This is a genomic window from Thermus aquaticus (assembly GCF_001280255.1).
GTDB lineage: Bacteria > Deinococcota > Deinococci > Deinococcales > Thermaceae > Thermus > Thermus aquaticus.
In genome coordinates this window covers 1,284,359-1,306,023 of the sequence record NZ_LHCI01000106.1, presented here as the reverse complement: position 1 = coordinate 1,306,023, position 21,665 = coordinate 1,284,359, and the positions used below count along the sequence as shown (strand labels likewise).

Below are 21,665 nucleotides of genomic sequence, written 5' to 3'. Positions count from 1 at the left end.
CATGCGGCTTCGCGCCACCCCCAAGGCCCTGGCCCTTCGCCTGGACGGCCACGAAACCCCCGAGGACCTCAAGCGCCTCGCCCTCCCCGAGGGCCTGCCCCTGGAGGTGGAGGTGGCGGGGCCCGTGAGCGGGGAGGTCCTCGAGGCCCTCCTCGCCCTGGACCGCCCCCTGACCCTGGTCCCCCCCAGAGGCCATAGGCCCACCGGGACCCTGGTGGTCCCCAAGACCCTGCGGGCCGGGAAACGCGTGGAGCACCCGGGGACGGTGGTGGTCCTGGGGGACGTGAACCCCGGGGCCGAGGTGGTGGCGGGCGGGGACGTGATCGTGGTGGGGAAGCTCCGGGGCCTGGCCCACGCCGGGGCGGCGGGGGACGAGGGGCGCTTCATCTTCGCCCTGGAGCTGGCCGCCAAGCAGGTGCGCATCGGCCCCCACCTGGCCCAGGCCCCCGAAGGCGAGAAGGCCCGGGGGCCGGAGCTGGTGCGGGCGGAAGAGGGGCGGATCGTGGTGGAGCCCTGGCCTAAAAGGTGATGGTCCCCGTCTCCACCCCGTAGCGCTTCAGAACCAGGTAGATAATCCAGCCCGTCAGGGCCACGTAGAGCCAGATGGGCACCAAGACCCGGGCCCAGCGCTTGTGAAGAGGGAACTCCTTTCTGAACGCCCGCCAGATGACGTAAAGAGCCAAGGGGCCGTTCAGGGCCGCCAAGAGGGTGTGGGTGATCAGGATGAAGTAGTAGACCCCCTTCCAGGCCTCGGGGCCTCCGTAGGCCGTGGTGCCGTAAAGGGCCCACTTGGTCAGGTAAAAGACCAGGAAGAGGGCCGCCAGGGCCGTGGCCGTCAGCATGGCCCGGGGGTGGTTTACCCTGTCCCCGCGCCGGATGAGGAAAAGCCCCACCAGTAGGGCGAGGCCGGAAAGGACGATGGACCAGACCGCCAAGAGGCTCAGAAGGTCTTTCATAGGCTCTCTCCCAGTTTCTCCGCCATAAGCCGCACGGGCAGAAGCCTGGCCGTGCGGGCGTAGCTGTAGCCCCGGAGGAAGAACTCCTCGCGCCTAGTGATCTGGTAAAGCCTCAGGTAGGCTACCGCTAAAAGCCCGTCCCGCTCCTGGCCTGGGGGAAGGCGGTGGAGGAGGCGGGCGATCTCCTGTAGACGGCGCTCGCCCGGGGCCTCGAGGGGGGTCTCCCGCAAAGCCCGGGCCAGGTCGGCTAAGGTCTCCCCCAACCCCCGCATGGGAAGGAGTCTACCACGCTAGGGAAGCGCCCGCACCGCCCGGTTCCCGGCGGCGTCCACGGCCACCAGGCTGGCCCCCGGGCGCGTCTCCACCACAAAGGCCACCGAGGTCCCCTTGGGCAAAGAAAGGGGCACCCACCGCCCCCCTTCCCTCAGGGAAACCCGCTCCACCCCCACGTTGTCCTCCACCACCCCGTAGGCCCTTAGGAGGCCACCCTCCCGCTCCACCCGATCCACGCGGATTTTGGGCGGGGTGGCGTCCAGGGTGAGGGGAAGGCGCCGCTCGGCGCGGTTGCCCAGGGCGTCCTCGGCCTCAAGGCGCACCTCCACCTGGCCCGAGCTCGGCGCCTGGAGGCGGAAGCGGAGGTGGACAAGCCGCTTGCCCCTTTCCCCTTCGGGAAGGACCTCCTTTCCGTTCACCCGCACGCTCACCACCCCGGAGGGGTCAAAGGCGTAGCCTTGGGCCAGCAGGCTCTTCCCCGGCGCCACCCCGCCCCCTTGGGGCTCGGTGAGGCCCACCTGGGGCGGTAGGGTGTCGGGCCGGGCGCAGGCGGCCAGGAAAAGGACCATGGGCCAAAGCCACCACATGCCCCGAGGATATCCCAAAAATGAAGCTGGGAGGGACCGAACCCTCCCAGCGCACCCCTAGGACCTAGAACCGGTAAGCAGCGCCCAGGCGAACCCTGAAGACAAAACCGTCGGGCTGGGTGACAAAAGCATTATCGTTTGCGTAACTAGAGTCACCAGGGCAAGTGGTGGTGGTAGGCCCACCAGAAGAGCTACCCGTAAGGCAGCTCTGCAGATAGTAGTCTGCTCCCAGATCAGCCACCACATCCAGATTGGGGATCACGGCATAGGCCGCCCTAATCCCCCCACCGAAGCCAAAGGCGTTGGAAGAGACCTTGAGCCAGCCACTGTTATTGTAGGCACCGCCCTCAAACATGTTGTAGCGAAGGCCCAAGTATGGGGCCAGGGAAACGGGGAGCCCCTGGGCGGGAAGCTTGTAGAGGACATCCAGGCTCAGGGTGATGTTCTGGCCCCACTCGGTAAGGTTACCGGCGCTTTTGACATTTCCCCAAGTGGTCCCTGTATTTTGGTCAATGACATAGTTGTCATCCAGCGCATCGCTGGTGGCGAAGCCCAGGCCGAGGCGCACCGCCAGGGGAAGGCCAGGCGCGAGGTCCTCGGCCACCACCGCCAGCTGACCGCCGAGGCCGCTGTATATATAGCCTGCGCTAGCCTCCAAGCTGAACTTCTGCGCCATACCAAGAGCACCCAAAAAGGCCAAGAGTCCGACTAGAGCCCTCTTCATCTCAACCCCCTTGCGTGGGCTCAAGACCCACACCTAGAAACCTAACATGGAAACAAAACTTTGTCAAGGGCGAAGCGGGAAAAATCACGTGGTGTAAAGGGCGTTGATCCTGACGTAGCCCTCGGTGAGGTCGCACCCGAAGGCCTCGGCGCTATAGGGCCCCTCCCCCAGGTCGGCGAAGACCTCCACCTCCTCGGCCCGCATGGCCTGGCTGGCCCTTTCCCGGTCAAAGGGCAGGGCCCCGCCCCGGTAGAGGGGGATCCCCTGCAGGCGGATCTCCACCTTCAGGGGGTCAAACCGAGCCCCGGAGTTGCCGAGGGCGGCCAGAATGCGGCCCCAGTTGGGGTCGTTGCCGTAGAGGGCGCTCTTCCAGAGGGCGCTGGCCGCCACGGCCCTGGCCGCCCGCCGGGCCTCCTCCTCCGTGGCCGCGCCCTGGACCCGCACGGTCATGAGCTTGGTGGCCCCCTCCCCGTCCCGGGCGATCTTGCGGGCAAGCTCCCGGGCCACCTCCTCCACGGCCTCAAAGAAGGGCCCCAGGGGCACCTCCCCGTAGGCCCCGTTGGCCATGAGCAGGGCCAGGTCGTTGGTGGAGGTGTCCCCGTCCACGGTCACCTGGTTGAAGGTGCGGTCCACCACCCCCCTCCAGGAGGCCCGCAGGGCCTCCTGGGGTACCTTGGCGTCGGTGACCAGAAAGGCCAGCATGGTGGCCATGTTGGGGTGGATCATGCCGCTCCCCTTGGCCACGCCCACGATCCTGGCCCCCGCCACCTCCCTCTCGGCCACCTTGACCACCAGGTCCGTGGTCAGGATGGCCTCGGCGAAGGCCTCCACCGTGGGGGTGAGGGCGATTTGGGGCAACGAGGCCTCTATCTTCTCCACCGGCAGGGGCACGCCGATGACCCCGGTGGAGGCGGTGAGGACCTCTTCCACCGGAACCCCGAGCCTCCTGGCCGCCAGCTCAGCCATGAGGAGGTCGTCCCTAAAACCCCGCTCCCCCGTGGCGCAGTTGGCGTTCCCGGCGTTGACCACCACCGCCCGCAAGGGGCCTCCCTGGGCGTAAAGGGCCCGCCCCCGGTGGATAGAGGGGGCGGCGGCCCGGTTCTGGGTGGCGGCGTAGGCCCAGCTGGCGGGAAGCCCCGAGGCCAGAAGGGCCAAATCCGGCTTGCCCGAGGGCTTGATGCCCGCCCGCACCGCACCCGCGCGAAAACCTCTCGGAAGGTTCACGGCCATAGGCCCTCCTTGGGCAGGGCCAGGTCCTCAGGGAGGCCCAGCATCAGGTTCAGGTTCTGTACCGCCTGGCCCGCCATGCCCTTCACCAGGTTGTCCAAGGCGGCGAAGACCAGGACCCGCCCGGTGCGGGCCTCGTAAAGGGGCCTCAGGTCCACCCGGTTGGAAGCGTAGGTGGCCTTTGTCTGGGGCAGGTCCGAAAGGAGGCGCACGAAGGGCTCACCCTGGTAAAACTCCAAGTAGAGGCCCTCGAGGCGGGCCTGGTCCCAGTGCCCCTCCACCTCCGCCTCCGCCGTGACGAGAATCCCCCGGGTCATGGGCACCAGGTGGGGGGTGAAGCTCAAGCGAAGCTCCGCCCTGGGGCCGTGGGTCCTGGGCCAGCGCCCCTGGGCCAGCACCCTCCCCAGGTTGGCCTCCATCTCGGGGATGTGGCGGTGGGTTCCCCCCGCCCGGTAGGGCTTCAGGTTCTCGTTGACCTCGGCGAAGAAGGTGCCCTCCCCTTCCCTCCCCGCCCCCGAGACCCCGCTCAGGCCCACCAGGAAGCCCCCCTTCAGGGCCCCCGCCGCCGCCAGGGGGGCCAGGGCCAGGGTGGCGGCGGTCACGTAGCACCCCGGGTTGGCCACGAGCCTGGCCCCCCGTACCTCCTCCCGGTGGAGCTCGGGCAGGCCGTAGACCGCCTCCTTATAAAGCTCGGGGCTTTTGTGGGGAATGCCATACCAGGCCCCGTAGACCTCGGGGGGAAGGCGGAAGTCCCCGGAGAGGTCCACGACCCTTTTGCCTTCCCTCAGGGCCAGGGGGGCGATCTCCATGGAAAGCCCGTTGGGCAGGGCCAGGAAGACCACCTCCGCCCGCTCCAGGACCTCTTCCTGGGGGGCGAAGAGGGCCCCGTCCCAAAGCTGGGGCCAGGCCGCCTCCAGGGGCTTGCCCACGTGCTTGCGGCTAGAAAAGCCCACGAGCTCCACCTCCGGGTGCCCCTTGAGGAGGCGGATGAGCTCCGCCCCCCCGTAGCCCGAAGCCCCCAGGATGCCCACCCTTACCACGGCACCTCCAAAGGGACCTCGGGAAAGGCCAGGGGAGCCACCCGCTCCCCGGGCTTGACCCAGATCTGCTCCCGGTAGTGGTCCCCCTCAGGGGTGCGGAAAAGGAGAAGCCGCCCGCCCAGAAGGTCCTGGACCCAGACCTCGGGCACACCGCCTTGGGCGTAGAGGGGAAGCTTTTTGTTTAGGTCATAGTCCAGGCTGGACTCGGCCACCTCCACGGCCAGATAGGCGTCTTCAGGCTCGGGAAGACGACGGCTGTAATCTGCCGGTTTGAGGAGGAGAAGATCGGGCTCCAGGTAGGTGTCGGGCGGCAAAACCAGGGGGCCCTGCACCTGAACGAGAAGTTGGGGAAACGCTTCCTGCAAAACCCGGTTCCAGCGGTTCACGGTGTAGGCGTGGCGGGGACCTATCGGGGCCATCTGGTAGATCTCCCCTTTCAGGAGCTCCACCCCCCGCTCCGGCAGGGGAAGGCGGAAGAACTCCTCCAGGCGGAAGCGGTAGGGCCGGACCATACCCCTACTTTAGCAGGGTGAGGAGGACGGCCTTGGCGGTGTGGAGGCGGTTTTCCGCCTGGTCAAAGACCCGGCTCCGGGGTCCAAAGACCGCCTCCTCCGTGGTCTCCTCCCCGTAGTGGGCGGGAAGGCAGTGGAGGAAGATACCCTCGGGGTGGAGGAGGTCCAGAAGGGGCCCATTGGCCTGGAAGCCCTGAAAGTCCCTCAGGCGCTTTTCCCGCTCCGCCTCCTGGCCCATGCTGGTCCAGACGTCGGTGTAAAGGGCGTGGGCCCCCAGGACGGCCTCCTTGGGGTCGTGGGTGAGGAAGGCCCCGGCCCGGGCCAGAAGCGCCGCCTCGGGCTCATAGCCCCTGGGGGTGGCCACCCGCACCTTCAGGCCCACCAGGGGGGCCACCTCCAGGAGGGAGGCCAGGACGTTGTTGCCGTCCCCCACCCAGGCCACCTCGAGGCCCTCCAGCCCCCCAAAGGCCTCCTTCAGGGTGAGGAGGTCAGCCAGGGCCTGCAGGGGATGGGCCCTGTCGGAAAGGGCGTTGATGACGGGAATCCGGGCGTGGCGGGCCAGCTCCTCCACCGTGCGGTGCCGGTAGACGCGGGCGGCGATGCCCTCCACGAAGCGCTCCAGGTTCTTGGCGATGTCCCGCACGGGCTCCCGCTCGCCGATGCCCACCTGCTTCTGGTCCAGGTAAAGGGCGTGCCCCCCCAGGTGGACCATGGCCACCTCGAGGGTGGTCCGGGTGCGCAGGGAGGGCTTCTCAAAGAGGAGGGCCAGGGACTTCCCCTTCAGGTCCTCCCCCCGGTAGCGCTCCCGCTTGAGGGCCTCCGCCAGGTCCAGAAGGCGCTTTAGCGCCTCCTTGGTGTAGCCGGAGAAGTCCAAAAGGTCCTTGGGTAAGGTCAGGGTCTCTCCCCCCATGAGGCCTACAGCATAGCGCAGGCCTGCAAACTTATGCAACCCCTAGGAGCGGGCCCAGGGCACGTGGAGGATGGGAAGGGGGCTTATGAAGGGCTCGGCGTAGTCCACCCCCAGGTAGTTCCCGAAGTAGCGCCGCATGGCTTTGCGGGCCTCCACCCCCTTGGGCCCCACGGTCTCGCTCGCGGCCTCCCCGGAAAACTGGCTCCTATAGGCCAAGACCGCCCGCTCCCACTGGTCTATGAAGGCGGAGATCTTCACCAGGAAGCTGGGGGTGAAGGGGTGGTTGCCGGGGTAGAAGAAAAGCCTCTCCACCCGGTGGGGCCTACCCTCCAGGGGAGCCTTGGGGAGGGCGGCCAGGTGGACCGCGGCCACGGCCAGGCGGGCGGCGGCGGTGTGGTCGGGGTGGCGGTCGGCCTCGAGGGGGGCAAGGACGATCCGGGGCCTGAGCCGCCTCAGGGCCCCCGCCAGAAGGAGCCTCTGCTCGGGGATGTCGGCAAGCCCCCCGTCGGGAAGCCCGAGGTTTCCCCGAAAATCCAGGCCCAAGATCCGGCTCGCCTCGGCCACCTCCTTTTCCCTCTCCTCCGGGGTGCCCTTGGTGCCCATCTCCCCCCGGGTCAGGTCCAGAATCCCCGTGGAAAGCCCCTCCGCCTTGGCCCGGGCCAGCGTCCCCCCACACCCCAGCTCTCCGTCATCGGGGTGGGGAGCGAGGACCAGGAGGTCAAGCATCCTCTTCCTCCAAAATCTGCCGAAGGGCTTCCGCAAGCGCAGGCACCTTTTGGGCCACGATATCCCAAAGGGTAGCGTCGTCCAAGGCAAAGTAGGCGTGGGCCAAAACGTCCCTCAGCCCGGCGATGGCCCGCCACTCTACCCAAGGGTACCGGTTCCGCACGTCCTCGGGCACCTTCTTGGCGGCTTCGCCCAAAACCTCCAGGTTGCGAAGTACGGCGTCATAGACCAGTTCGTTCTGCACAAAGCCGCCAAAGTCTAACCCTCGGGTGTAGCGCAGGATTTTCTCGGAGGCTTCCCACATGTCCCGCAGGAAAAGCCGATAACTACGCGACACGAACGGCCTCCCTCAACACCTGAGGAGCCGCCCATGGCTTCAAAGCCCCCTTCATCACCAAGTCCACGGGTTTTCCCAGAACGGATTCCAAAAACTCCTTTACCCGCCAGTAGCCCTCAAAACCGGGGGGAGAAGCAAACACCACCAGAAGGTCCACGTCGCTCCCGGATGTGGCCTCACCCCGGGCTACCGAGCCAAAGAGGTAAAGTTCCTCCACCCCTAAGGCGCAAAGCTCGGGCCAGCGGGAGCGAAGCAGGGCCAAGACCTCCTCCTTCCGCACGCCTCCAGTCTAGCGCACCTCCACCCGCTCCCCCAAGCGCCTTTCCGTCCCCTCCTGGAGGCGCTTGAGGTTTTCCCGATGGGTCCAGAAGATGAGGGCCGCCATGAGGAAGACCGTGGCCACCTCCCAAGGGGGCCGGCTCAGGGCCAGGGAGAGGACGAAGGCGGCCACCCCCCCGGCCAGGCTCCCCGCCGACACATAGCGGGTGATGAGCATCACGCTGACCCCGATGGGGAAGGTCCAGAGGGCCAGGAATGGGTCCAGGAAGAGGAGGGTGCCGAAGCTGGTGGCCACCCCCTTTCCCCCCTTGAAGCCCAGGAAAACCGAGTAGTTATGCCCCAGGACCGCCATGAGGGCCACGCCGCCTAGAAGCCAGTCCGCTAGCCCCAGGGCCCGGGCAATGAGCACGGCGATGCCCCCCTTGAAGACGTCAAAGAAGGCCACCACCAAAGCGGGTCCCCACCCAAGCGCCCGGAGGACGTTGGTGGCCCCGATGTTCCCCGAGCCCACCTTGCGGATGTCCACGCCGTAGGTCCTGGCCACCAGGACCCCAGCGGGGATAGATCCGAAAAGGTAGGCCAGGAGCAATACCAGGAGCGCCCCCATCACGTCAGGCCATTCTACCCCCCCATTTGGGGGATACCGATGTCCCATGCCCCCTTGCTATCCTATGCGAGATGATACCAAAAGGCCTAACCTTGGTAGAGCTGGTGGTGGTCCTGGCCGTTCTAGCCGTTGCCTCCGGCATTATGGCCCTGAATGTCCGTCCCTTTTATAACCCCCTGCAGGATGCGCTTTCCCGAACCGAAGGATTCGTGAAGCAGGTACGCTCCAAGGCCATGGCCACTACCTCCGCATACCGCATCACCCTCGAGGGAAATCGGCTAAAAGCTGCCTACGCCTCCACCTGTCGGAGTACCTCCTTCACTGAGGATCTCGCGCTTCAGGTGGAAATCCCGCCTGAGGTCGCCGTGACCTTCACGCCCCAAGGGGGTGTGCCCTGCTTCAACAGCCGGGGTCTTATGGTCCTGCTGAACGCTAGCAGCCACTCCGGGGATCCGTACTACCGCTTCACCGACCGTCAAGGCAGACAGGCGACCCTAAGACTCTTCCTGGGAGGGGGGGTGGTACGGCAATGAGAAAAGGCCTGACTCTAGTGGAGGTTCTGGTAGCCCTGGCTATCCTTGCCTTGCTGGGGCCTATTCTAGGCGGTTTCATCACCTACCTCCAGGTGAACACCCGATCCGAGGTCCGCAGCGCGGCCGTAACCGTGGCCCAGGAAACACTAGAAGGCCTGAGGCTCCTCAACCCCCAGAGCCTGCCTTCTCAAGGGTGCAGTGAACGTGCCGTCACGCGGTCCGGCCGAAGCTTCAAGGTGGAGACCTGCTACTGCCAAAACCGGCGGCTTTGCGGCCGGGGGGCCCGCCACATCACGGTCCAGGTCTTTTTGGGCAACGAGGACCAGCCGGTCTATCGGGTGGAGACGGTCTTCACCCAGTTGCGGTAAGGAGGTGCCGGAATGAGGAGAGGAGGCTTTACGCTGGTGGAGATCCTGGTAGCCCTGGGCATCGCAAGCCTGCTTCTGGGAGTCATCCTCAGCACCACCCTGGGGCAGAGGGGGCTCTATGCGCTGGACCAGAACCGTACTGCGGCCAATCAAAACCTGCGGGCCGCGCTGGACATTCTGGTCGCCGACCTGCGCCAGGCGGGGGAAAGGCTGCCCCTGGACTTCCCGGCGGTGGAGGTAAGGAACGGCACAGAATTGGTGTTGCGGAGGAACCTCTTTGACGTTGTGTTGAGCCTATGCGACAGGAACGGTATAAGCGGCAACCAGGACAACATCCCGGTGGCCGATAGGAATCCTCCGCGGAACGCCTCCACGGAATACATCGAAGCTTGTCGGTTCCGCGATGAAGACGGAAACGGATTTGACGACCGGATAGACGCCTGGAGGAACTACCGTTGCGGCCTGGACGGGGATCCCGCCTGCCAGACAGGCAACCGCAGGGAGGTGGTCCGGGTTTACATCCACGACCCGAGCACGGGCAGAGGCAGAGGGGAGTGGTTTGATTACGACGGCGAAGACAGGTCCGGAGTGCATATCCATAAAGGCAACCGAGACCGCTGGCAGAACAGCTATGGTCCCCTGTCCAGGCTCTACATACTTGAGGAAAGGCGTTACTTCCTTTCGGGAACCGTCCTGAACCTGGCCGAGAACGGGGGAGGGGGCAGGGGTCTGGTCGGGGACGTGGTCGGCTTACAGATCAAGGCCAGAGCCGGGAACAGCACCTACACCGACTTCCCTCCCCCTGGGGTGAGCTGGACCTCTCTGGAGTACGTGGAGGTGACTGTGAGAAGCCGGTTAGGCAACGTGGAGCGGGCGCCGTCCACCCGGGCGGTCCCGCGAAACGTCTTCTCCCACTAGAGAGGAGGATGGGATGAGGAAGGGTTTTGCCCTGGTGACCGTGCTCATCATGCTGGTGGTCCTCATGTCCCTGCTCACCGCCTACTTCACCCTGACGCGGATTGAGCTCGGGGCCACCCAGGCCAGTGTGCGGCAGACCACGGGGTTTTACGCCGCCGAAGCGGGGCTGAACCTCAGGGCCGAAGAGGTCCGGGCCAGGTTTCTAGGCTACGGGAGGCCCTCGGGAACCAGCCCCTCAGGGAACAACCGCTGCCAGGGGAGCAACCAAGGTTCCGGGGATTTTGCCTGCAAGACCTACACCATATCCGGGCGGACGGTGCGCACCTATATGGTGGAGCCTCCTGGTAACCCGCAAACCGTGCGGATCCCACCCGGAGAGCTCTTTGGGAACCTGGAGGCTCAGGAGTACCGTTACTCCCTCTTCTCCGAAGCCATCGGCCCCGACGGCCGGACTGAGGCAATACTGGAGATGGTCTTCAAGAGCCGCCTAGTTCCCGTGTTCCAGTTCGCCGCCTTTTACGACAAGGACCTGGAGATCAACCCTGGTCCTCCCATGACCTTGAACGGTCGGGTTCACACCAACGGGGACTTATACTTAGGACCCGGAGAAATCCTAACCATTGAAGGCCAAACGAGCACCGCAGGTAGACTTTTCCGCGGCAGGAAGGACGAAAACGTTTGCAGAGAAACTGACACTACTGGCATTGTTGAAATTCGCGGAGCTGACGGAGTTTACCGCCGCTTGCAGTGCCAAGGCGGAACTCGACGGGCCTACAGCCAAAGCGAGGTGGCCCCATGGGGGGGCCGCATCCAGGTGGGGGTAAACCGGGTCACCGTTCCGGCCCCAGAAGAGCTGGACCCCGATCCTGGGAGGACGTATTTTTCCCAAGCGCACCTGCGCCTCAGGCTAAACCTCTTTAACAACCCGCCCACCGTAGAGGTTGTCCGCCAGGACGGGAATGTGGATTTCTTTGCCACCTCAGATCTAAACGTCTGCCCCGGAACCATCGGGGGTCCCCCCGGGAGGGCCGTGGGCTACAGCAACACCTTCTTTGACAACCGGGAGGGGAAGGCAATCCAGATGCTGGAGGTAGACCTCCGAGCCCTCCTGGATTGTGTCCACCTCCGTAACCTCTTGGGAGGGGGGGTGAGGCTCGATGATGCCACCTACGGGGGTCTGGTCTTCCACCTGACCGTCCACGGGCCAAACAGCCGTGCCCGAGGGAACGGTTATGGGGTGCGCATCCGAAATGGGGCCTACATCGGTTCGTCTATACCGGGCGCTCCCCGTCCCCGTGGCCTCACCATCGTCAGCGACCAACCGGCCTACATCCAAGGGGACTTCAACCGCAACGAAAACTGGATCCCGGCGGCTTTTCTGGCGGACGCCATCAACATCTTGTCCAACGCTTGGGACAGCGATCACAGGAGCCGTCAACCCCTGGCCCAGAGGCGGGCTAGCGAGACAGAGGTTAACGCCGCCTTCCTATCGGGCACAGACACCACGGGAGGAGTGGAGGGGGTGGGGGGCCAAGACAGGGGTCAGTACAATGGTGGCCTGGAAAACTACCCCCGTTTCCACGAGGCCTGGCAGTGGTCATCAGGGAGCAACCGCACGTTCGTGACCTTTACCTATAGGGGGTCCTTCGTCAACCTCGGTAGCCCCAGGAAGGCAGCAGGAAGGTGGTGCTATGGTATGGACAACTGCAACGGCTACGCCACCTTCCACGGCACCTACGAGGCGCCAAGGCGCCAATGGTCCTACGATGTCCGCTTCTCCCAGAGCCAACTCCCGCCCCTCTCCCCACGGTTCGTCTACCTGAAGCAGGAGCGCTTCCTCAGAGAGTTTGAGCGTCCCTAGACTGGGAAAGCTTCCCGCAGGTGGAGGTCCTTTCGGGGCAAAGAAAAAAGAAAGTAGAAGGGATAGCGGGAACTTTGCCCTAGCTGCTCGCTGAGGTGTAGCTCCTGAGGGCCAGCAGGAAGAAGCCCCGGGCCAGGAGGAAGAGGAGGAGGGCGAGCCCCCCGGCGAGAAGCAGGGGGGCTTCCCCTCTCTTGAGGGCCGCCTCGGCGGGCACGGTGGTGAGAAAGGCCACCGGCACCACGAAGGTGAAGAAGACCCGGTAAAGGGCGGGGTAAGCCCCCACGGGAAACCGCCCCGCTTCCAGAAGCCCCCTGAGGACCTCGGTGACGTTGTAAATCTTCACAAACCAGATGCTGGTGGTGGCCAGAAGGAACCAAAGGCTGTAGAGGATCACCGCTCCCAGGGCGAAGTAAAGGGCAAAAAGGGCGAAGTCCAGAGGGGAAAGCCCCAGGCGAAGCCCCCCATAGAGGAGGAGGCCAAGGCCCAGGGCGAGGTCCCCCAGGCCCCAGGGGGAGAAGGCCCGCAAGGAGAGCCAGAACTGGGGATCTATGGGCTTCAGGAGGACGAAGTCCAAGGTGCCCTGCTGCACGTGCTCCACGATCTTGTTGAGGTTGGGGGCCAGGAGGGTGGAGGCCAGCCCCTGCAAAAGGGTGAAGGCGGCGAGGACCAAAAGGGCCTCCTCCCAGGCCCAGCCCCCCGGCCGGTACCCCCCCTGGTAGAGGAGGGCGAGGCCGAAAAGGGCCCCAACTAGGGTGAGGAAGGAGGAGAGGAGCCCGAGGAGGAAGTTCCCCCGGTACTCCATCTCCGCCGCCAGGCTGGTGAGGAGAAAGAGGCGGAAGACCCTAAGGTAGCGCACCTTTCCAGGGTAGACTTGGAGGCATGGCGGGCGCAAGCCCCATCGTGCTAGCGGAGGACCTCACCCGGCACTACCGGGTAGCCAGGAAGGAAGAGACCCTCCTTGGCACCCTACGCCACTTCTTCCGCCGCCAGTACCACACCATCCGAGCGGTGGAAGGGGTTTCCTTTCGGATACATCCCGGGGAGGTGGTGGGCTTCCTGGGTCCCAACGGGGCGGGCAAGACCACCACCCTGAAGATGCTGACCGGCCTGGTCCACCCCACGAGGGGCAGGGCCCTGGTGGCCGGGCACGTGCCCCAGAGGCGGGAAAAGGCCTTCTTGAAGAAGATCACCCTGGTCATGGGCAACAAGCAACAGCTCATCTGGGACCTGCCCGCCATGGACTCCTTCCGTCTGAACGCCGCCATCTACGAGGTGCCGGAGGGCGAGTTCAGGAAGCGGGTCCTGGAGCTTGCCGAGATGCTTTCCCTCACGGAAAGGCTCCACCAACCTGTGCGGAAGCTCTCCTTGGGGGAGAGGATGAAGGCGGAGCTTTTGGCCGCCCTCCTCCACCGCCCGGAGGTGCTCTTCCTGGACGAGCCCACCCTGGGCCTGGACGTGAACGCCCAGGTGGCCGTGCGGGAGTTCATCCGCGAGTACAACCGCCGCTATGGGGCCACGGTCCTCCTCACCAGCCACTACATGGCCGACATCGCCGCCCTCTGCCCGAGGGTCCTGGTCATCCACCAGGGGAGGCTTCTCTACGACGGGGCCCTCGAGGGCCTCCTGGACCGCTTCGCCCCTTACCGGGAGGTGGGGCTCACCCTGAAGCACCCCTTGCCCCGGGAGGCCTTCCTCCCCTTCGGCGAGGTGCGGGAGCTGGAAGGGCGGGAGGTGAGGCTCCTCGTGCCCCGGGAGAGGCTCACCGAAAGGGTGGCCGAGATCCTCAAGAGGCTTCCCGTGGAGGACCTGGAGGTGCGGGACCCTCCTCTGGAGGAGGTCATCGCCCGGGTCTTCAAAAGCCCAATGGAGGCCCTATGAGGAAGGCCAAGACCCTTCTCGCCGTCTACCTGGCCTACATGCTGGAGTACCGGGCGGAGCTCTTTCTCTGGGCCTTGGCCGGGCTTCTTCCCCTCATCCTTATGGGGGTCTGGACCGAGGCCGCCCGGGGCGGGGGCTCCCCCCTCTCCTCGGGGGAGTTCGCCCGCTACTTCCTCATGGTCTTCCTGGTGCGCCAGGCCACGGTGGTCTGGGTGGTGTGGGAGTTTGAGCGGGACGTGGTGGAGGGCCGGCTCTCCTTCCGCCTCCTCCGCCCCCTAGACCCCTTCTTGGACCACCTGGCGGCCCACGTGGCCGAGAGGCTGGCCAGGCTCCCCTTCGTGGTCCTCCTCACCCTCCTCTTCTTCTACCTCTTCCCCGAGGCCCGCTTTACCCCCGAACCAGGCCCCTTCCTTTTGGGCCTTCTCCTCACCCTCCTGGCCTTCCTGCTCCGCTACACCATGCAGTACACCACGGCCATGCTCACCTTCTGGACGGAACGGGCCACCAGCGTGGAGGAGGTCTTCTTCCTTCTCTACCTCTTCCTCTCGGGGACCATCGCCCCCCTCGAGGTCTTCCCCGAGCCCCTAAGGGAGCTCGCCCTCCTCACCCCCTTCCCCTACCTGGTCTACCTGCCCGCCGCCCTCCTGGCGGGGCAGGAGGTGGCCCTTTTCCCGGGGCTTTGGATCATGCTCCTCTGGGGTGTGGCCTTCCTCCTCCTGGCCCGCCTCCTCTTTTGGCTTGGCCTTAAGCGCTACTCGGGCCAGGGGGCATAACACCACCCCATGCTGGCTTGCGCTAGCATGGGGGCCCCGGCAAAAGGGCTTCCCCGGGCCAGTAAGGCAGGAGAAAAGGACATAATAGGGGTATGGCCACCCGCTACCGCTTCCGGGTAGAGGAGTTTGAGCGGGCCTTCCAGGGGGTGCCCCACGTGGAGCTCCTGAGGGGAGAGGTGTACCAGATGAGCCCCATCGGACCCAAGCACGTGCACAAGGTAGCCCAGCTGGACGCAAGGCTTCAGGAGACCCTTAGAGGTAAGGCGGTGGTCCTAGTCCAGTCCCCCCTGAGGCTTTCCGAGGACTCTGAGCCCGAGCCCGACCTCATGGTTCTGAGGCCACCCCTGGACCGCTACCGGGAAAAACTCCCCGCTCCGGAAGATGTCCTCCTCCTCGTAGAGGTGGCCGACACCTCCTTGGAGTTTGACCGGGAGGTGAAGCTTCCCCTCTACGCCGAGGCGGGCATCCCCGAGGTCTGGCTCGTGAACCTGAAGGAGAACCTCCTGGAGGTCTACCGGGACCCCCGGGGCGGCCGCTACCGGGAGATCCGGCTCCTCTCCCCCGAGGAAGAAGTGAGCCCCACCCTCCTCCCCGAGGTCAGCCTGCGCTGGGCGTAGCCTGGCGCACGGGGTAGAGGAGGGCGTAGGCGTAGCCGTCGGTGAGGGCCTTGAGGGAGGCCTCGAGGATGTTCTCGCTGGCCCCCACGGTGCTGAAGCGCTCCCCTCCCCGCTTCATCTCCACCATCACCCGCACGCCGCTGTTGGTGCCCGCCTCCCGGCCCGAGAGGATGCGCACTTTGTAGTCGGCGAGCTCAACGTCGGCCAGCTCCGGGTAAAACCCCAAAACCGCCTTGCGGAAGGCCCGGTCCAGGGCAGACACCGGGCCATAGGGGCTTTCGGCAGCGGTGTGCTCCAGGGTCTTTCCCACCCGGACCCGCACCGTGGCCTCGGCCCAGGCGGTGGCGAGGCCGGCGCCGTGGACGAAGACCGAGAACCCCTCCACCTGGAAGGGAAGGCTTCCCCCCTTCAGCCGGTGGGCCAGGACGTAGAAGCTGGCCTCCGCCCCCTCAAAGGCATAGCCCTCGTACTCCAGGGCCTTCACCTCGTCCAAAAGGCGCTTGGCCTCCTCCTTGGAGAGGTCCACCCCCAGCTCCTGGAGCTTGGCCAAAAGGTTGGAGCGCCCCGAGACGTCGGAGACCAGAAAGCGCCTCCCGTTCCCCACCCACTCCGGGGGGATGTGCTCGTAGGTGCGGGGGTTCTTGAGGACCGCCGAGACGTGGACCCCCGCCTTGTGGGCGAAGGCCGACTCCCCCACGTAGGGAGCGCGGCGGTTGGGGGTGAGGTTGGCCCTCTCGTCCACGAAGTGGGAAAGCTCCTTCAGGCCCCTCAGCCTCTCCGGCGGGATGGCGGGGATGTGGTACTTGAAGACCAGGTTGGGGAGGAAGCTCGTGAGGTTCAGGTTGCCACACCGCTCCCCGTAGCCGTTGATGGTGCCCTGGACGTGGGTGGCCCCGGCTCTTACCGCCGCCAGGGCGTTGGCCACGGCCAGATCGGCGTCGTTGTGGGGGTGGATGCCCACCCTCACCCCGGGAAAGCGCTCCACCACCACCTTGGTCACGGCGTAGACCTCCTCGGGGAGGGTGCCCCCGTTGGTGTCGCAGAGGACCAGGGTGTCGGCCCCGCCCTTTAGGGCGGCCTCGAGGGTGGCCAGGGCGTAGCCGGGGTCCTCCTTGTAGCCATCAAAGAAGTGCTCGGCGTCGTAAATGACCCGCCTTCCCCGGCTGGCGAAGAAGGCCACGGTGTCCTCCACCATGCGGAGGTTCTCCTCCAAGGAGGTCTCCAAGGCCTCCAGCACGTGCAGGGTCCAGCTCTTCCCGAAGAGGACCACCACCGGGGTCTCGGCCTCCAGGAGGGCCAGGACCGAGGGGTCCTCCTCGGGGAGGAGCCCCTTCCGCCTTGTGGCCCCGAAGGCCGCAAGCCTGGACTCCCCCAGGTCCACCCCCTTCATCCGGGCGAAGAACTCGGCATCCTTGGGGTTGGAGCCCGGCCAGCCCCCCTCAATGAGGTGGATACCGAAGGCGGCCAGCCTTTTGGCGATGGCCACCTTGTCCTCCACGGAAAGGCTTATCCCCTCCCCTTGCGTGCCGTCGCGAAGCGTGGTGTCCAGGATCTCCACCATCACACACCCCGCTGGACCTCCTCAATGGAGGGCGGGTGCCGGGTGGCCCGGCCCGAGGCCAGCTTGCCGGCGGCGTCCAGGAAGGCCAGGGCGCTGGCCTCTATGATGTCCGGGGAAACGCCCACGCCCACCGCCTGGAGCTCCCCAAGCCGAAGGCGCACGGTCACCTGGCCCAAAGCCTCGGTGCTGCCGGTGATGGCCTCCACCCGGTAAAGCTCCAGCTCGGGCTTGAGGCCGATGGCCTCCTCAATGGCCTTGTAGACGGCGTCCACAGGCCCGTCCCCGGTGTGGGTGGCCACCCTTTCCCCGTCCGGGGTCATCACCCGCACCGTGGCCGTGGGCAGGAGGCCGGAGCCGGAGAAGAACTGGACGTGCTTGAGCTCAAAGAAGCGGGAGGCGGGCTCCAGCCCGGTCTCCACCAGGGCCTGGAGCTCCTCGGCCGAGAGAGGCCCCTTCTTCTCGGCGATCTCCTTGAAGCGGCTGAAGAGGACCTTCAGCTGCTCCTCAGTGAGGTCCTTGTAGCCCAGGTCCTCGAGGGCCTTCCTAAAGGCGGCCCGGCCCGAGTGCTTGCCGAGGACGAGGACGGCGGGCCTCCGGCCGATGAGCTCGGCGTCCATGATCTCGTAGGTGCCCCGGTGCTTGAGGACCCCGTCTTGGTGGATGCCCGACTCGTGGGCGAAGGCGTTGTCCCCCACGATGGCCTTGTTGGGAGGCACGGGCATGCCGGTGTAGCGCTCCACCAGCCGGGACACCCGGTAGATCTCCCGGGTGTTGATCTGGGTGTAGGCCTTGTAGAAGTCCCGGCGGACGTAGAGGGCCATGACCACCTCTTCCAGGGCGGTGTTCCCCGCCCGCTCGCCGATGCCGTTTACGGTGCACTCCACCTGCCCGGCCCCGTTCAAAACGCCGGCCAGGGCGTTGGCCGTGGCCAGGCCCAGGTCGTCGTGGGTGTGGGTGGAGATGACCACGTCCCGGCCCCGAACCACCTCATCCCGGATCCTGCGGATCAGGGCCCCGTACTCCTCGGGGGTGCCGTAGCCCGTGGTGTCGGGGATGTTGACCGTGGTGGCCCCCGCCTCAATGGCCACCTCGTAAAGCCTCTTGACGAAGTCCCACTCCGCCCGCATCACGTCCTGGGCGGAAAACTCCACGTCGTCCACGTACTTCCTAGCGTAGCGGACCATCTCGTCCGCCATCTCCAGGACCTCCTCCTCGGTCTTCTTCAGCATGTACTGGAGGTGGATCTTGGAGGCGGAAGTGAAGACGTGGATCCTGGGCTTTTCCGCCTTCTCCAGAGCCCTGGCCGCCTGGTCAATGTCCAGGGTGTGGGTGCGGGCGAGGGCGGCGATGACGGGCCCCTTGACCTCGGCGGCGATGCGCCTCACCGCCTCAAACTCCAAAGGCCCCGATACGGGGAAGCCCGCCTCAATGATGTCCACGTTGAGCCGGGCCAGGGCGTGGGCGATCTCCAGCTTCTGGTCCAGGGAGAGCGCCACCCCAGGGCTCTGCTCGCCGTCGCGGAGCGTGGTGTCAAAGATGCGGATGTGCCTTTCCTTCTCCATCTTCCCTCCTCCAATCACAAGGGGGCCCCTTCGGGGCCCCCAAAGCGCCCCTTAGCCTACCTCCTCTAGCACCCGGGCCTTCAGGAAGGGCATCATGGCCCGAAGCCTTGCGCCCACCTCCTCAATGGGGTGGGCCTTCCACCGCTTGCGGCCCGCCTCCAGCACGGGCTGGCCCGCCTGGTTCTCCAGCATCCACTCCCGGGCGAACTCCCCGGTCTGGATCTGGCGCAGGATCTCCCGCATGCGCCTTTTGGTCTCCTCCACGGGCACGCTCAGGTCCCCCCGGGTGTAGTCCCCGTACTCGGCGGTGTTGGAGATGGAGTAGCGCATGCCGGAAAGCCCCGCCTCGTAGATCAGGTCCACGATCAGCTTCACCTCGTGGACCGTCTCAAAGTAGGCCATCTCCGGGGGGTAGCCCGCCTCCACCAGGGTCTCAAACCCCGCCTGGATGAGCCGGGTGAGGCCCCCGCAAAGGACCGCCTGCTCCCCGAAGAGGTCGGTCTCCGTCTCGTCCTTGAAGGTGGTGGGGATGACCCCGGCCCGAGCCGACCCGATGGCCTTGGCGTAGGCCAGCGCCGTGGGAAAGGCGCTTCCGGAGGCGTCCTGGTGGACGGCCACCAGGGCCGGGACCCCGCTTCCCTTGACGTACTCCGAGCGCACCAGGTGGCCTGGGCCCTTGGGGGCCACCATCCACACGTCCAGGTCCTTGCGGGGCTTGATCTGGCTGAAGTGGATGTTGAAGCCGTGGGCGAAGGCCAGGGCCCCGCCCTCCTTGAGGTGGGGCTCAATGTCCTGGCGGTAAACCGCGGCCTGGAGCTCGTCGGGCAGGAGAACCATGACGATGTCCGCCTCGGCCACGGCCTCAGGGGTGGGGAGGACCCGAAGCCCGGCCCCTTCCGCCTTGGCCCAGCTCCTGGAACCGGGGCGGAGGCCCACCCGCACGTCCACCCCCGAGTCCTTGAGGTTCAGGGCGTGGGCGTGCCCCTGGGAGCCAAAGCCCAGAACGGCCACCTTCTTGCCGGAAAGAAAGCCTAGGTCCGCGTCGTGCTCGTAGTACACCTTCATACCGCCTCCCGTTTCTCCCTGACCTTCAGGACCCTTTCGCCGCGGCTCATGGCCACGGCTCCGGTGCGCATGACCTCGAGGATCCCGTAAGGCCTCAGGGCCTCAATGAAGGAGTCCACCTTCTTGGAGTCGCCGGTGAGCTCCAGGATCAGGCTCCTCTGGGCCACGTCCACCACCCGGGCCCGGAAGGCCTCCTGGATGTCCTTCACCGCCAGCCGCTCCTCCACCCCGGCCACGTGGACCTTGACCAGGCAAAGCTCCCGCTCCACGTGGGGCTCGGTGTGGTCCGTGACCTTCAGGACCTCAACCAGCCGGTTCAGCTGCTTCTCCACCTGCTCCAGGGTGTGGTCGTCCCCAGAGACCACCAGGCTGATGCGGGAAAGCCCCGGCTGGTGGGTGGTGCCCACCGCCAGGCTCTCCAGGTTGAATCCCCTCCGGGCGAAGAGGCCCGTGATGCGGTTCAGCACCCGGGGGTGGTCCTGCACCAAGACCGAGATGATGTGCCTCACGCGCCCACCTCCTCCTCTTCGGGGTGCTCCAGGATCATGTCCTCGGCCGCCCCACCCGCCGGGATCATGGGGAAGACCCCTTCCTCGTGGTAGACCTTGAACTCCGCCACCACCGGGCCGTCGGCGTTTAAGACCGCCTCCACGCCCTTTTTCAGGTCCTCCTTGCGCTCCACCCGCACCCCCTTGATGCCGTAGGCCTCCGCCAGCTTGGCGAAGTCGGGGTTGGAGTCAGCCAGGTAGACCTCGGAGTAGCGCTTGGCGTGGAAGAGGTCCTGCCACTGCCGCACCATCCCCAGGTAGCCGTTGTTGAGGATGACCACCTTGACGGGGAGCCGGTACTTCACCACCGTGGCCAGCTCCTGCAGGGTCATCTGGAAGGAGCCGTCCCCGTCAAAGTCTATGACCAGCTCCTCGGGCCTGGCGATCTGGGCCCCGATGGCGAAGGGCAGGCCCACCCCCATGGTGCCCAAACCCCCGCTGGTGAGGAAGCTCCGGGGCCGGGTCACGGTGAAGTACTGGGCGGCGAACATCTGGTGCTGCCCCACCCCGGTGGTGACGATGGCGTTGCCCCCGGTGGCCTCGTGGAAGGCGCGGATGACCTCCGGGGCCTGGAGGTGGGGCCTGGGCCTATAGCGGAGGGGGTAGCGGGTGCGCCACTCCTCCAGCTCCCGCCACCAGGCGGCCAGCCTCAGAGGCTTGGCCCCCTTCAGCATCTCCTTCAGGACCAAACGGGAGTCCCCCACGATGGGGATGTGGGTGCGCACCACCTTGCCGATCTCCGCCGGGTCAATGTCCACGTGGATGATGGTGTGGGCGTGGGGGGCGAAGCGGGAGACCTTGCCCGTCACCCGGTCGTCAAAGCGGAGGCCGATGGCCAGGATCACGTCGGCGTGGTGGATGGCCCGGTTGGCGGCCACGGTGCCGTGCATCCCCGGCATGCCAAGCCATAAGGGGTGGTTGCCGGGGAAGGCCCCGAGGCCCATCAGGGTGGTGATGACGGGGAGGCCCGTTTTCTCGGCGAAGGCCAGGAGCTCGGCGTGGGCGTGCTGGGCCCCGCCCCCCACCATGAGGATGGGCCGCTCCGCCTTTTCCAAGGCGTCTAAAGCCCGCTCAATCTGCTTGGGGTGGCCCCGAAGGGTGGGCTTGTAGCCGGGGAGGTCCAGCTCCACGTCAAACTCCCCGGTGAACTCGGCGAGCTGCACGTCCTTGGGGAGGTCTATGAGCACGGGCCCCGGCCGACCGGTGGAGGCGATGTGGAAGGCCTCCTTGACGACGCGGGGGATCTCGTTGACGTCCTGGACCAGGTAGTTGTGCTTGGTGATGGGCATGGTGACCCCGGTCACGTCGGCCTCCTGGAAGGCGTCGGTGCCGATCAGGGCCCGGGGCACGTTGCCGGTGATGGCCACCACCGGGGTGGAGTCCATCAGGGCGTCGGCCAGGCCCGTGACCAGGTTCAAGGCCCCGGGGCCCGAGGTGGCCATGACCACGCCCACCCGGCCCGAGGCCCGGGCGTAGGCGGTGGCGGCGTGGATGCCCCCCTGCTCGTGGCGCACCAGGATGTGGCGTATGGGGCTATCGTAGAGGGCGTCGTAGGTGGGCATGATGGCCCCGCCCGGGTGGCCGAAGATGACCTCCACCCCTTCCCGCTCCAGCGCCTTTAAAAGTGCCTCGGCTCCCTTCATCTCCCCCTCCTAAAGCGAAACCCCCCGGGTTCTCCGGGGGGTTTAAGGATGCGCCTAAGGACGCTACGCCCCACCCCCCGCTGGCCCTACGATTAGGACCAGGGCTAGGGATAGGGCGAGGACAGAGCGCATCTTGGCCCTAATGGTAGCCGCCCCCTTG

The 21,665-nt window shown here is 66.2% G+C and carries 26 protein-coding genes and 1 pseudogene; 9 read left to right on the top strand and 18 right to left on the bottom strand.

The genetic code is table 11. The features are described from left to right. Position 1: 1 nt before the first annotated feature. On the top strand, positions 2-529 hold the full coding sequence (locus tag BVI061214_RS08095; protein ID WP_053767959.1) for a septum site-determining protein MinC: 528 nt from the start codon (positions 2-4) through the stop codon (positions 527-529). On the opposite strand, the gene BVI061214_RS08090 is transcribed toward BVI061214_RS08095, so the two are convergent. The 12 genes from BVI061214_RS08090 to plsY all read right to left on the bottom strand — a co-directional run bounded on the left by BVI061214_RS08090 (position 519) and on the right by plsY (position 8,178). Beyond that, the gene (locus BVI061214_RS08090; RefSeq protein WP_003047794.1) at positions 519-956 is read right to left on the bottom strand and encodes a DUF420 domain-containing protein; all 438 of its coding nucleotides are present in this window, start codon (positions 954-956) and stop codon (positions 519-521) included. The genes BVI061214_RS08095 and BVI061214_RS08090 overlap by 11 nt on opposite strands. Then, entirely contained in the window at positions 953-1,228 is a 276-nt protein-coding gene (locus BVI061214_RS08085; protein ID WP_053767958.1) for a hypothetical protein, read from the bottom strand. The genes BVI061214_RS08090 and BVI061214_RS08085 overlap by 4 nt, the downstream gene beginning before the upstream one ends. Before the next feature lie 18 nt (positions 1,229-1,246). Then, positions 1,247-1,816: a hypothetical protein gene (locus BVI061214_RS08080; RefSeq protein ID WP_053767957.1), complete on the bottom strand. Its 570-nt coding sequence runs from the start codon at positions 1,814-1,816 to the stop codon at positions 1,247-1,249. Positions 1,817-1,880: 64 nt separating this feature from the next. Further along, complete coding sequence (locus tag BVI061214_RS08075) at positions 1,881-2,540, bottom strand: hypothetical protein (RefSeq protein ID WP_053767956.1); 660 nt, start codon at positions 2,538-2,540, stop codon at positions 1,881-1,883. 84 nt (positions 2,541-2,624) lie between these two features. Continuing rightward, complete coding sequence (gene argJ, locus BVI061214_RS08070) at positions 2,625-3,770, bottom strand: bifunctional glutamate N-acetyltransferase/amino-acid acetyltransferase ArgJ (RefSeq protein ID WP_053767955.1); 1,146 nt, start codon at positions 3,768-3,770, stop codon at positions 2,625-2,627. Beyond that, entirely contained in the window at positions 3,761-4,798 is a 1,038-nt protein-coding gene (gene argC / locus BVI061214_RS08065; RefSeq protein WP_156303308.1) for an N-acetyl-gamma-glutamyl-phosphate reductase, read from the bottom strand. The genes argJ and argC overlap by 10 nt, the downstream gene beginning before the upstream one ends. A 2-nt stretch (positions 4,799-4,800) precedes the next feature. Further along, on the bottom strand, positions 4,801-5,319 hold the full coding sequence (locus BVI061214_RS08060) for a Uma2 family endonuclease (protein ID WP_053767953.1): 519 nt from the start codon (positions 5,317-5,319) through the stop codon (positions 4,801-4,803). A gap of 4 nt (positions 5,320-5,323) precedes the next feature. Continuing rightward, positions 5,324-6,229 carry an ornithine carbamoyltransferase gene (gene argF, locus BVI061214_RS08055; protein ID WP_053767952.1) on the bottom strand — a complete coding sequence of 302 codons (906 nt, stop codon included), beginning with the start codon at positions 6,227-6,229 and terminating at the stop codon, positions 5,324-5,326. 42 nt (positions 6,230-6,271) lie between these two features. Next, complete coding sequence (gene bshB1 / locus BVI061214_RS08050) at positions 6,272-6,955, bottom strand: bacillithiol biosynthesis deacetylase BshB1 (protein ID WP_053767951.1); 684 nt, start codon at positions 6,953-6,955, stop codon at positions 6,272-6,274. Then, positions 6,948-7,292 carry a HepT-like ribonuclease domain-containing protein gene (locus BVI061214_RS08045; protein WP_053767950.1) on the bottom strand — a complete coding sequence of 115 codons (345 nt, stop codon included), beginning with the start codon at positions 7,290-7,292 and terminating at the stop codon, positions 6,948-6,950. Before BVI061214_RS08045 ends, bshB1 begins: the two co-directional genes overlap by 8 nt. Further along, positions 7,282-7,572: a nucleotidyltransferase family protein gene (locus BVI061214_RS08040; RefSeq protein WP_053767949.1), complete on the bottom strand. Its 291-nt coding sequence runs from the start codon at positions 7,570-7,572 to the stop codon at positions 7,282-7,284. Before BVI061214_RS08040 ends, BVI061214_RS08045 begins: the two co-directional genes overlap by 11 nt. A 9-nt stretch (positions 7,573-7,581) precedes the next feature. Next, positions 7,582-8,178: a glycerol-3-phosphate 1-O-acyltransferase PlsY gene (plsY, locus tag BVI061214_RS08035; protein ID WP_053767948.1), complete on the bottom strand. Its 597-nt coding sequence runs from the start codon at positions 8,176-8,178 to the stop codon at positions 7,582-7,584. Between the two features lie 71 nt (positions 8,179-8,249). On the opposite strand from plsY, the gene BVI061214_RS08030 reads away from it, so the two are divergent. From BVI061214_RS08030 to BVI061214_RS08015, 5 genes and pseudogenes are all read left to right on the top strand, one after another. After that, positions 8,250-8,711 carry a prepilin-type N-terminal cleavage/methylation domain-containing protein gene (locus tag BVI061214_RS08030; protein ID WP_082333136.1) on the top strand — a complete coding sequence of 154 codons (462 nt, stop codon included), beginning with the start codon at positions 8,250-8,252 and terminating at the stop codon, positions 8,709-8,711. Next, positions 8,708-8,767, top strand: a pseudogene (locus BVI061214_RS14185) (prepilin-type N-terminal cleavage/methylation domain-containing protein); the annotation flags it as partial. The gene BVI061214_RS08030 and the pseudogene BVI061214_RS14185, both read left to right, overlap by 4 nt. A gap of 180 nt (positions 8,768-8,947) precedes the next feature. Then, positions 8,948-9,079, top strand: coding sequence for a hypothetical protein (locus BVI061214_RS14050; protein ID WP_282953988.1), 132 nt, complete (start codon positions 8,948-8,950; stop codon positions 9,077-9,079). 12 nt (positions 9,080-9,091) lie between these two features. After that, complete coding sequence (locus BVI061214_RS08020; protein WP_053767945.1) at positions 9,092-9,997, top strand: PilW family protein; 906 nt, start codon at positions 9,092-9,094, stop codon at positions 9,995-9,997. A 49-nt stretch (positions 9,998-10,046) separates the two neighbouring features. Further along, complete coding sequence (locus BVI061214_RS08015; RefSeq protein WP_248841740.1) at positions 10,047-11,858, top strand: hypothetical protein; 1,812 nt, start codon at positions 10,047-10,049, stop codon at positions 11,856-11,858. A gap of 79 nt (positions 11,859-11,937) precedes the next feature. On the opposite strand, the gene BVI061214_RS08010 is transcribed toward BVI061214_RS08015, so the two are convergent. Continuing rightward, positions 11,938-12,714 (bottom strand): ABC transporter permease, encoded by a 777-nt coding sequence (locus BVI061214_RS08010; RefSeq protein WP_053767943.1) that lies wholly within the window; start codon positions 12,712-12,714, stop codon positions 11,938-11,940. 23 nt (positions 12,715-12,737) lie between these two features. Here BVI061214_RS08010 and BVI061214_RS08005 point away from each other — a divergent pair, with 23 nt between their 5' ends. From BVI061214_RS08005 to BVI061214_RS07995, 3 genes are all read left to right on the top strand, one after another. Then, positions 12,738-13,736, top strand: a complete 999-nt coding sequence (locus tag BVI061214_RS08005; RefSeq protein WP_053767942.1) for an ABC transporter ATP-binding protein — start codon at positions 12,738-12,740, stop codon at positions 13,734-13,736. Then, the gene (locus BVI061214_RS08000) at positions 13,733-14,509 is read left to right on the top strand and encodes an ABC transporter permease (RefSeq protein ID WP_053767941.1); all 777 of its coding nucleotides are present in this window, start codon (positions 13,733-13,735) and stop codon (positions 14,507-14,509) included. The genes BVI061214_RS08005 and BVI061214_RS08000 overlap by 4 nt, the downstream gene beginning before the upstream one ends. Positions 14,510-14,601: 92 nt before the next feature. After that, positions 14,602-15,126 (top strand): Uma2 family endonuclease, encoded by a 525-nt coding sequence (locus tag BVI061214_RS07995; protein ID WP_053767940.1) that lies wholly within the window; start codon positions 14,602-14,604, stop codon positions 15,124-15,126. Here BVI061214_RS07995 and cimA read toward each other — a convergent pair. Genes cimA through ilvB form a run of 5 tightly spaced genes read right to left on the bottom strand, consistent with a single transcriptional unit; the run spans position 15,107 to position 21,505 of the window. Continuing rightward, the gene (cimA, locus tag BVI061214_RS07990) at positions 15,107-16,687 is read right to left on the bottom strand and encodes a citramalate synthase (RefSeq protein ID WP_053767939.1); all 1,581 of its coding nucleotides are present in this window, start codon (positions 16,685-16,687) and stop codon (positions 15,107-15,109) included. The genes BVI061214_RS07995 and cimA overlap by 20 nt on opposite strands. After that, positions 16,687-18,249, bottom strand: a complete 1,563-nt coding sequence (locus BVI061214_RS07985; protein WP_053768623.1) for a 2-isopropylmalate synthase — start codon at positions 18,247-18,249, stop codon at positions 16,687-16,689. Before BVI061214_RS07985 ends, cimA begins: the two co-directional genes overlap by 1 nt. 51 nt (positions 18,250-18,300) lie before the next feature. Beyond that, positions 18,301-19,314, bottom strand: coding sequence for a ketol-acid reductoisomerase (gene ilvC, locus BVI061214_RS07980; RefSeq protein WP_053767938.1), 1,014 nt, complete (start codon positions 19,312-19,314; stop codon positions 18,301-18,303). Next, positions 19,311-19,823, bottom strand: a complete 513-nt coding sequence (gene ilvN / locus BVI061214_RS07975) for an acetolactate synthase small subunit (protein WP_003047862.1) — start codon at positions 19,821-19,823, stop codon at positions 19,311-19,313. Before ilvN ends, ilvC begins: the two co-directional genes overlap by 4 nt. Further along, positions 19,820-21,505, bottom strand: coding sequence for a biosynthetic-type acetolactate synthase large subunit (ilvB, locus tag BVI061214_RS07970; RefSeq protein ID WP_053767937.1), 1,686 nt, complete (start codon positions 21,503-21,505; stop codon positions 19,820-19,822). The genes ilvN and ilvB overlap by 4 nt, the downstream gene beginning before the upstream one ends. Between the last annotated feature and the right edge of the window lie 160 nt (positions 21,506-21,665).

What these genes read in the sequence shown, in the direction of transcription:
- BVI061214_RS07995 (WP_053767940.1), top strand. Translation starts at nt 14,602, where the DNA reads ATGGCCACCCGCTACCGCTTCCGGGTAGAGGAGTTTGAGCGGGCCTTC.
- argJ (WP_053767955.1), bottom strand. Translation starts at nt 3,770, where the DNA reads ATGGCCGTGAACCTTCCGAGAGGTTTTCGCGCGGGTGCGGTGCGGGCG.
- BVI061214_RS08060 (WP_053767953.1), bottom strand. Translation starts at nt 5,319, where the DNA reads ATGGTCCGGCCCTACCGCTTCCGCCTGGAGGAGTTCTTCCGCCTTCCC.
- BVI061214_RS08090 (WP_003047794.1), bottom strand. Translation starts at nt 956, where the DNA reads ATGAAAGACCTTCTGAGCCTCTTGGCGGTCTGGTCCATCGTCCTTTCC.
- BVI061214_RS08075 (WP_053767956.1), bottom strand. Translation starts at nt 2,540, where the DNA reads ATGAAGAGGGCTCTAGTCGGACTCTTGGCCTTTTTGGGTGCTCTTGGT.
- BVI061214_RS08005 (WP_053767942.1), top strand. Translation starts at nt 12,738, where the DNA reads ATGGCGGGCGCAAGCCCCATCGTGCTAGCGGAGGACCTCACCCGGCAC.
- cimA (WP_053767939.1), bottom strand. Translation starts at nt 16,687, where the DNA reads ATGGTGGAGATCCTGGACACCACGCTTCGCGACGGCACGCAAGGGGAG.
- plsY (WP_053767948.1), bottom strand. Translation starts at nt 8,178, where the DNA reads ATGGGGGCGCTCCTGGTATTGCTCCTGGCCTACCTTTTCGGATCTATC.
- BVI061214_RS07985 (WP_053768623.1), bottom strand. Translation starts at nt 18,249, where the DNA reads ATGGAGAAGGAAAGGCACATCCGCATCTTTGACACCACGCTCCGCGAC.
- BVI061214_RS08020 (WP_053767945.1), top strand. Translation starts at nt 9,092, where the DNA reads ATGAGGAGAGGAGGCTTTACGCTGGTGGAGATCCTGGTAGCCCTGGGC.
- BVI061214_RS08085 (WP_053767958.1), bottom strand. Translation starts at nt 1,228, where the DNA reads ATGCGGGGGTTGGGGGAGACCTTAGCCGACCTGGCCCGGGCTTTGCGG.
- argF (WP_053767952.1), bottom strand. Translation starts at nt 6,229, where the DNA reads ATGGGGGGAGAGACCCTGACCTTACCCAAGGACCTTTTGGACTTCTCC.
- BVI061214_RS08080 (WP_053767957.1), bottom strand. Translation starts at nt 1,816, where the DNA reads ATGTGGTGGCTTTGGCCCATGGTCCTTTTCCTGGCCGCCTGCGCCCGG.
- BVI061214_RS08015 (WP_248841740.1), top strand. Translation starts at nt 10,047, where the DNA reads ATGCTGGTGGTCCTCATGTCCCTGCTCACCGCCTACTTCACCCTGACG.
- ilvB (WP_053767937.1), bottom strand. Translation starts at nt 21,505, where the DNA reads ATGAAGGGAGCCGAGGCACTTTTAAAGGCGCTGGAGCGGGAAGGGGTG.
- BVI061214_RS08095 (WP_053767959.1), top strand. Translation starts at nt 2, where the DNA reads ATGCGGCTTCGCGCCACCCCCAAGGCCCTGGCCCTTCGCCTGGACGGC.
- bshB1 (WP_053767951.1), bottom strand. Translation starts at nt 6,955, where the DNA reads ATGCTTGACCTCCTGGTCCTCGCTCCCCACCCCGATGACGGAGAGCTG.
- BVI061214_RS08000 (WP_053767941.1), top strand. Translation starts at nt 13,733, where the DNA reads ATGAGGAAGGCCAAGACCCTTCTCGCCGTCTACCTGGCCTACATGCTG.
- BVI061214_RS08030 (WP_082333136.1), top strand. Translation starts at nt 8,250, where the DNA reads ATGATACCAAAAGGCCTAACCTTGGTAGAGCTGGTGGTGGTCCTGGCC.
- ilvC (WP_053767938.1), bottom strand. Translation starts at nt 19,314, where the DNA reads ATGAAGGTGTACTACGAGCACGACGCGGACCTAGGCTTTCTTTCCGGC.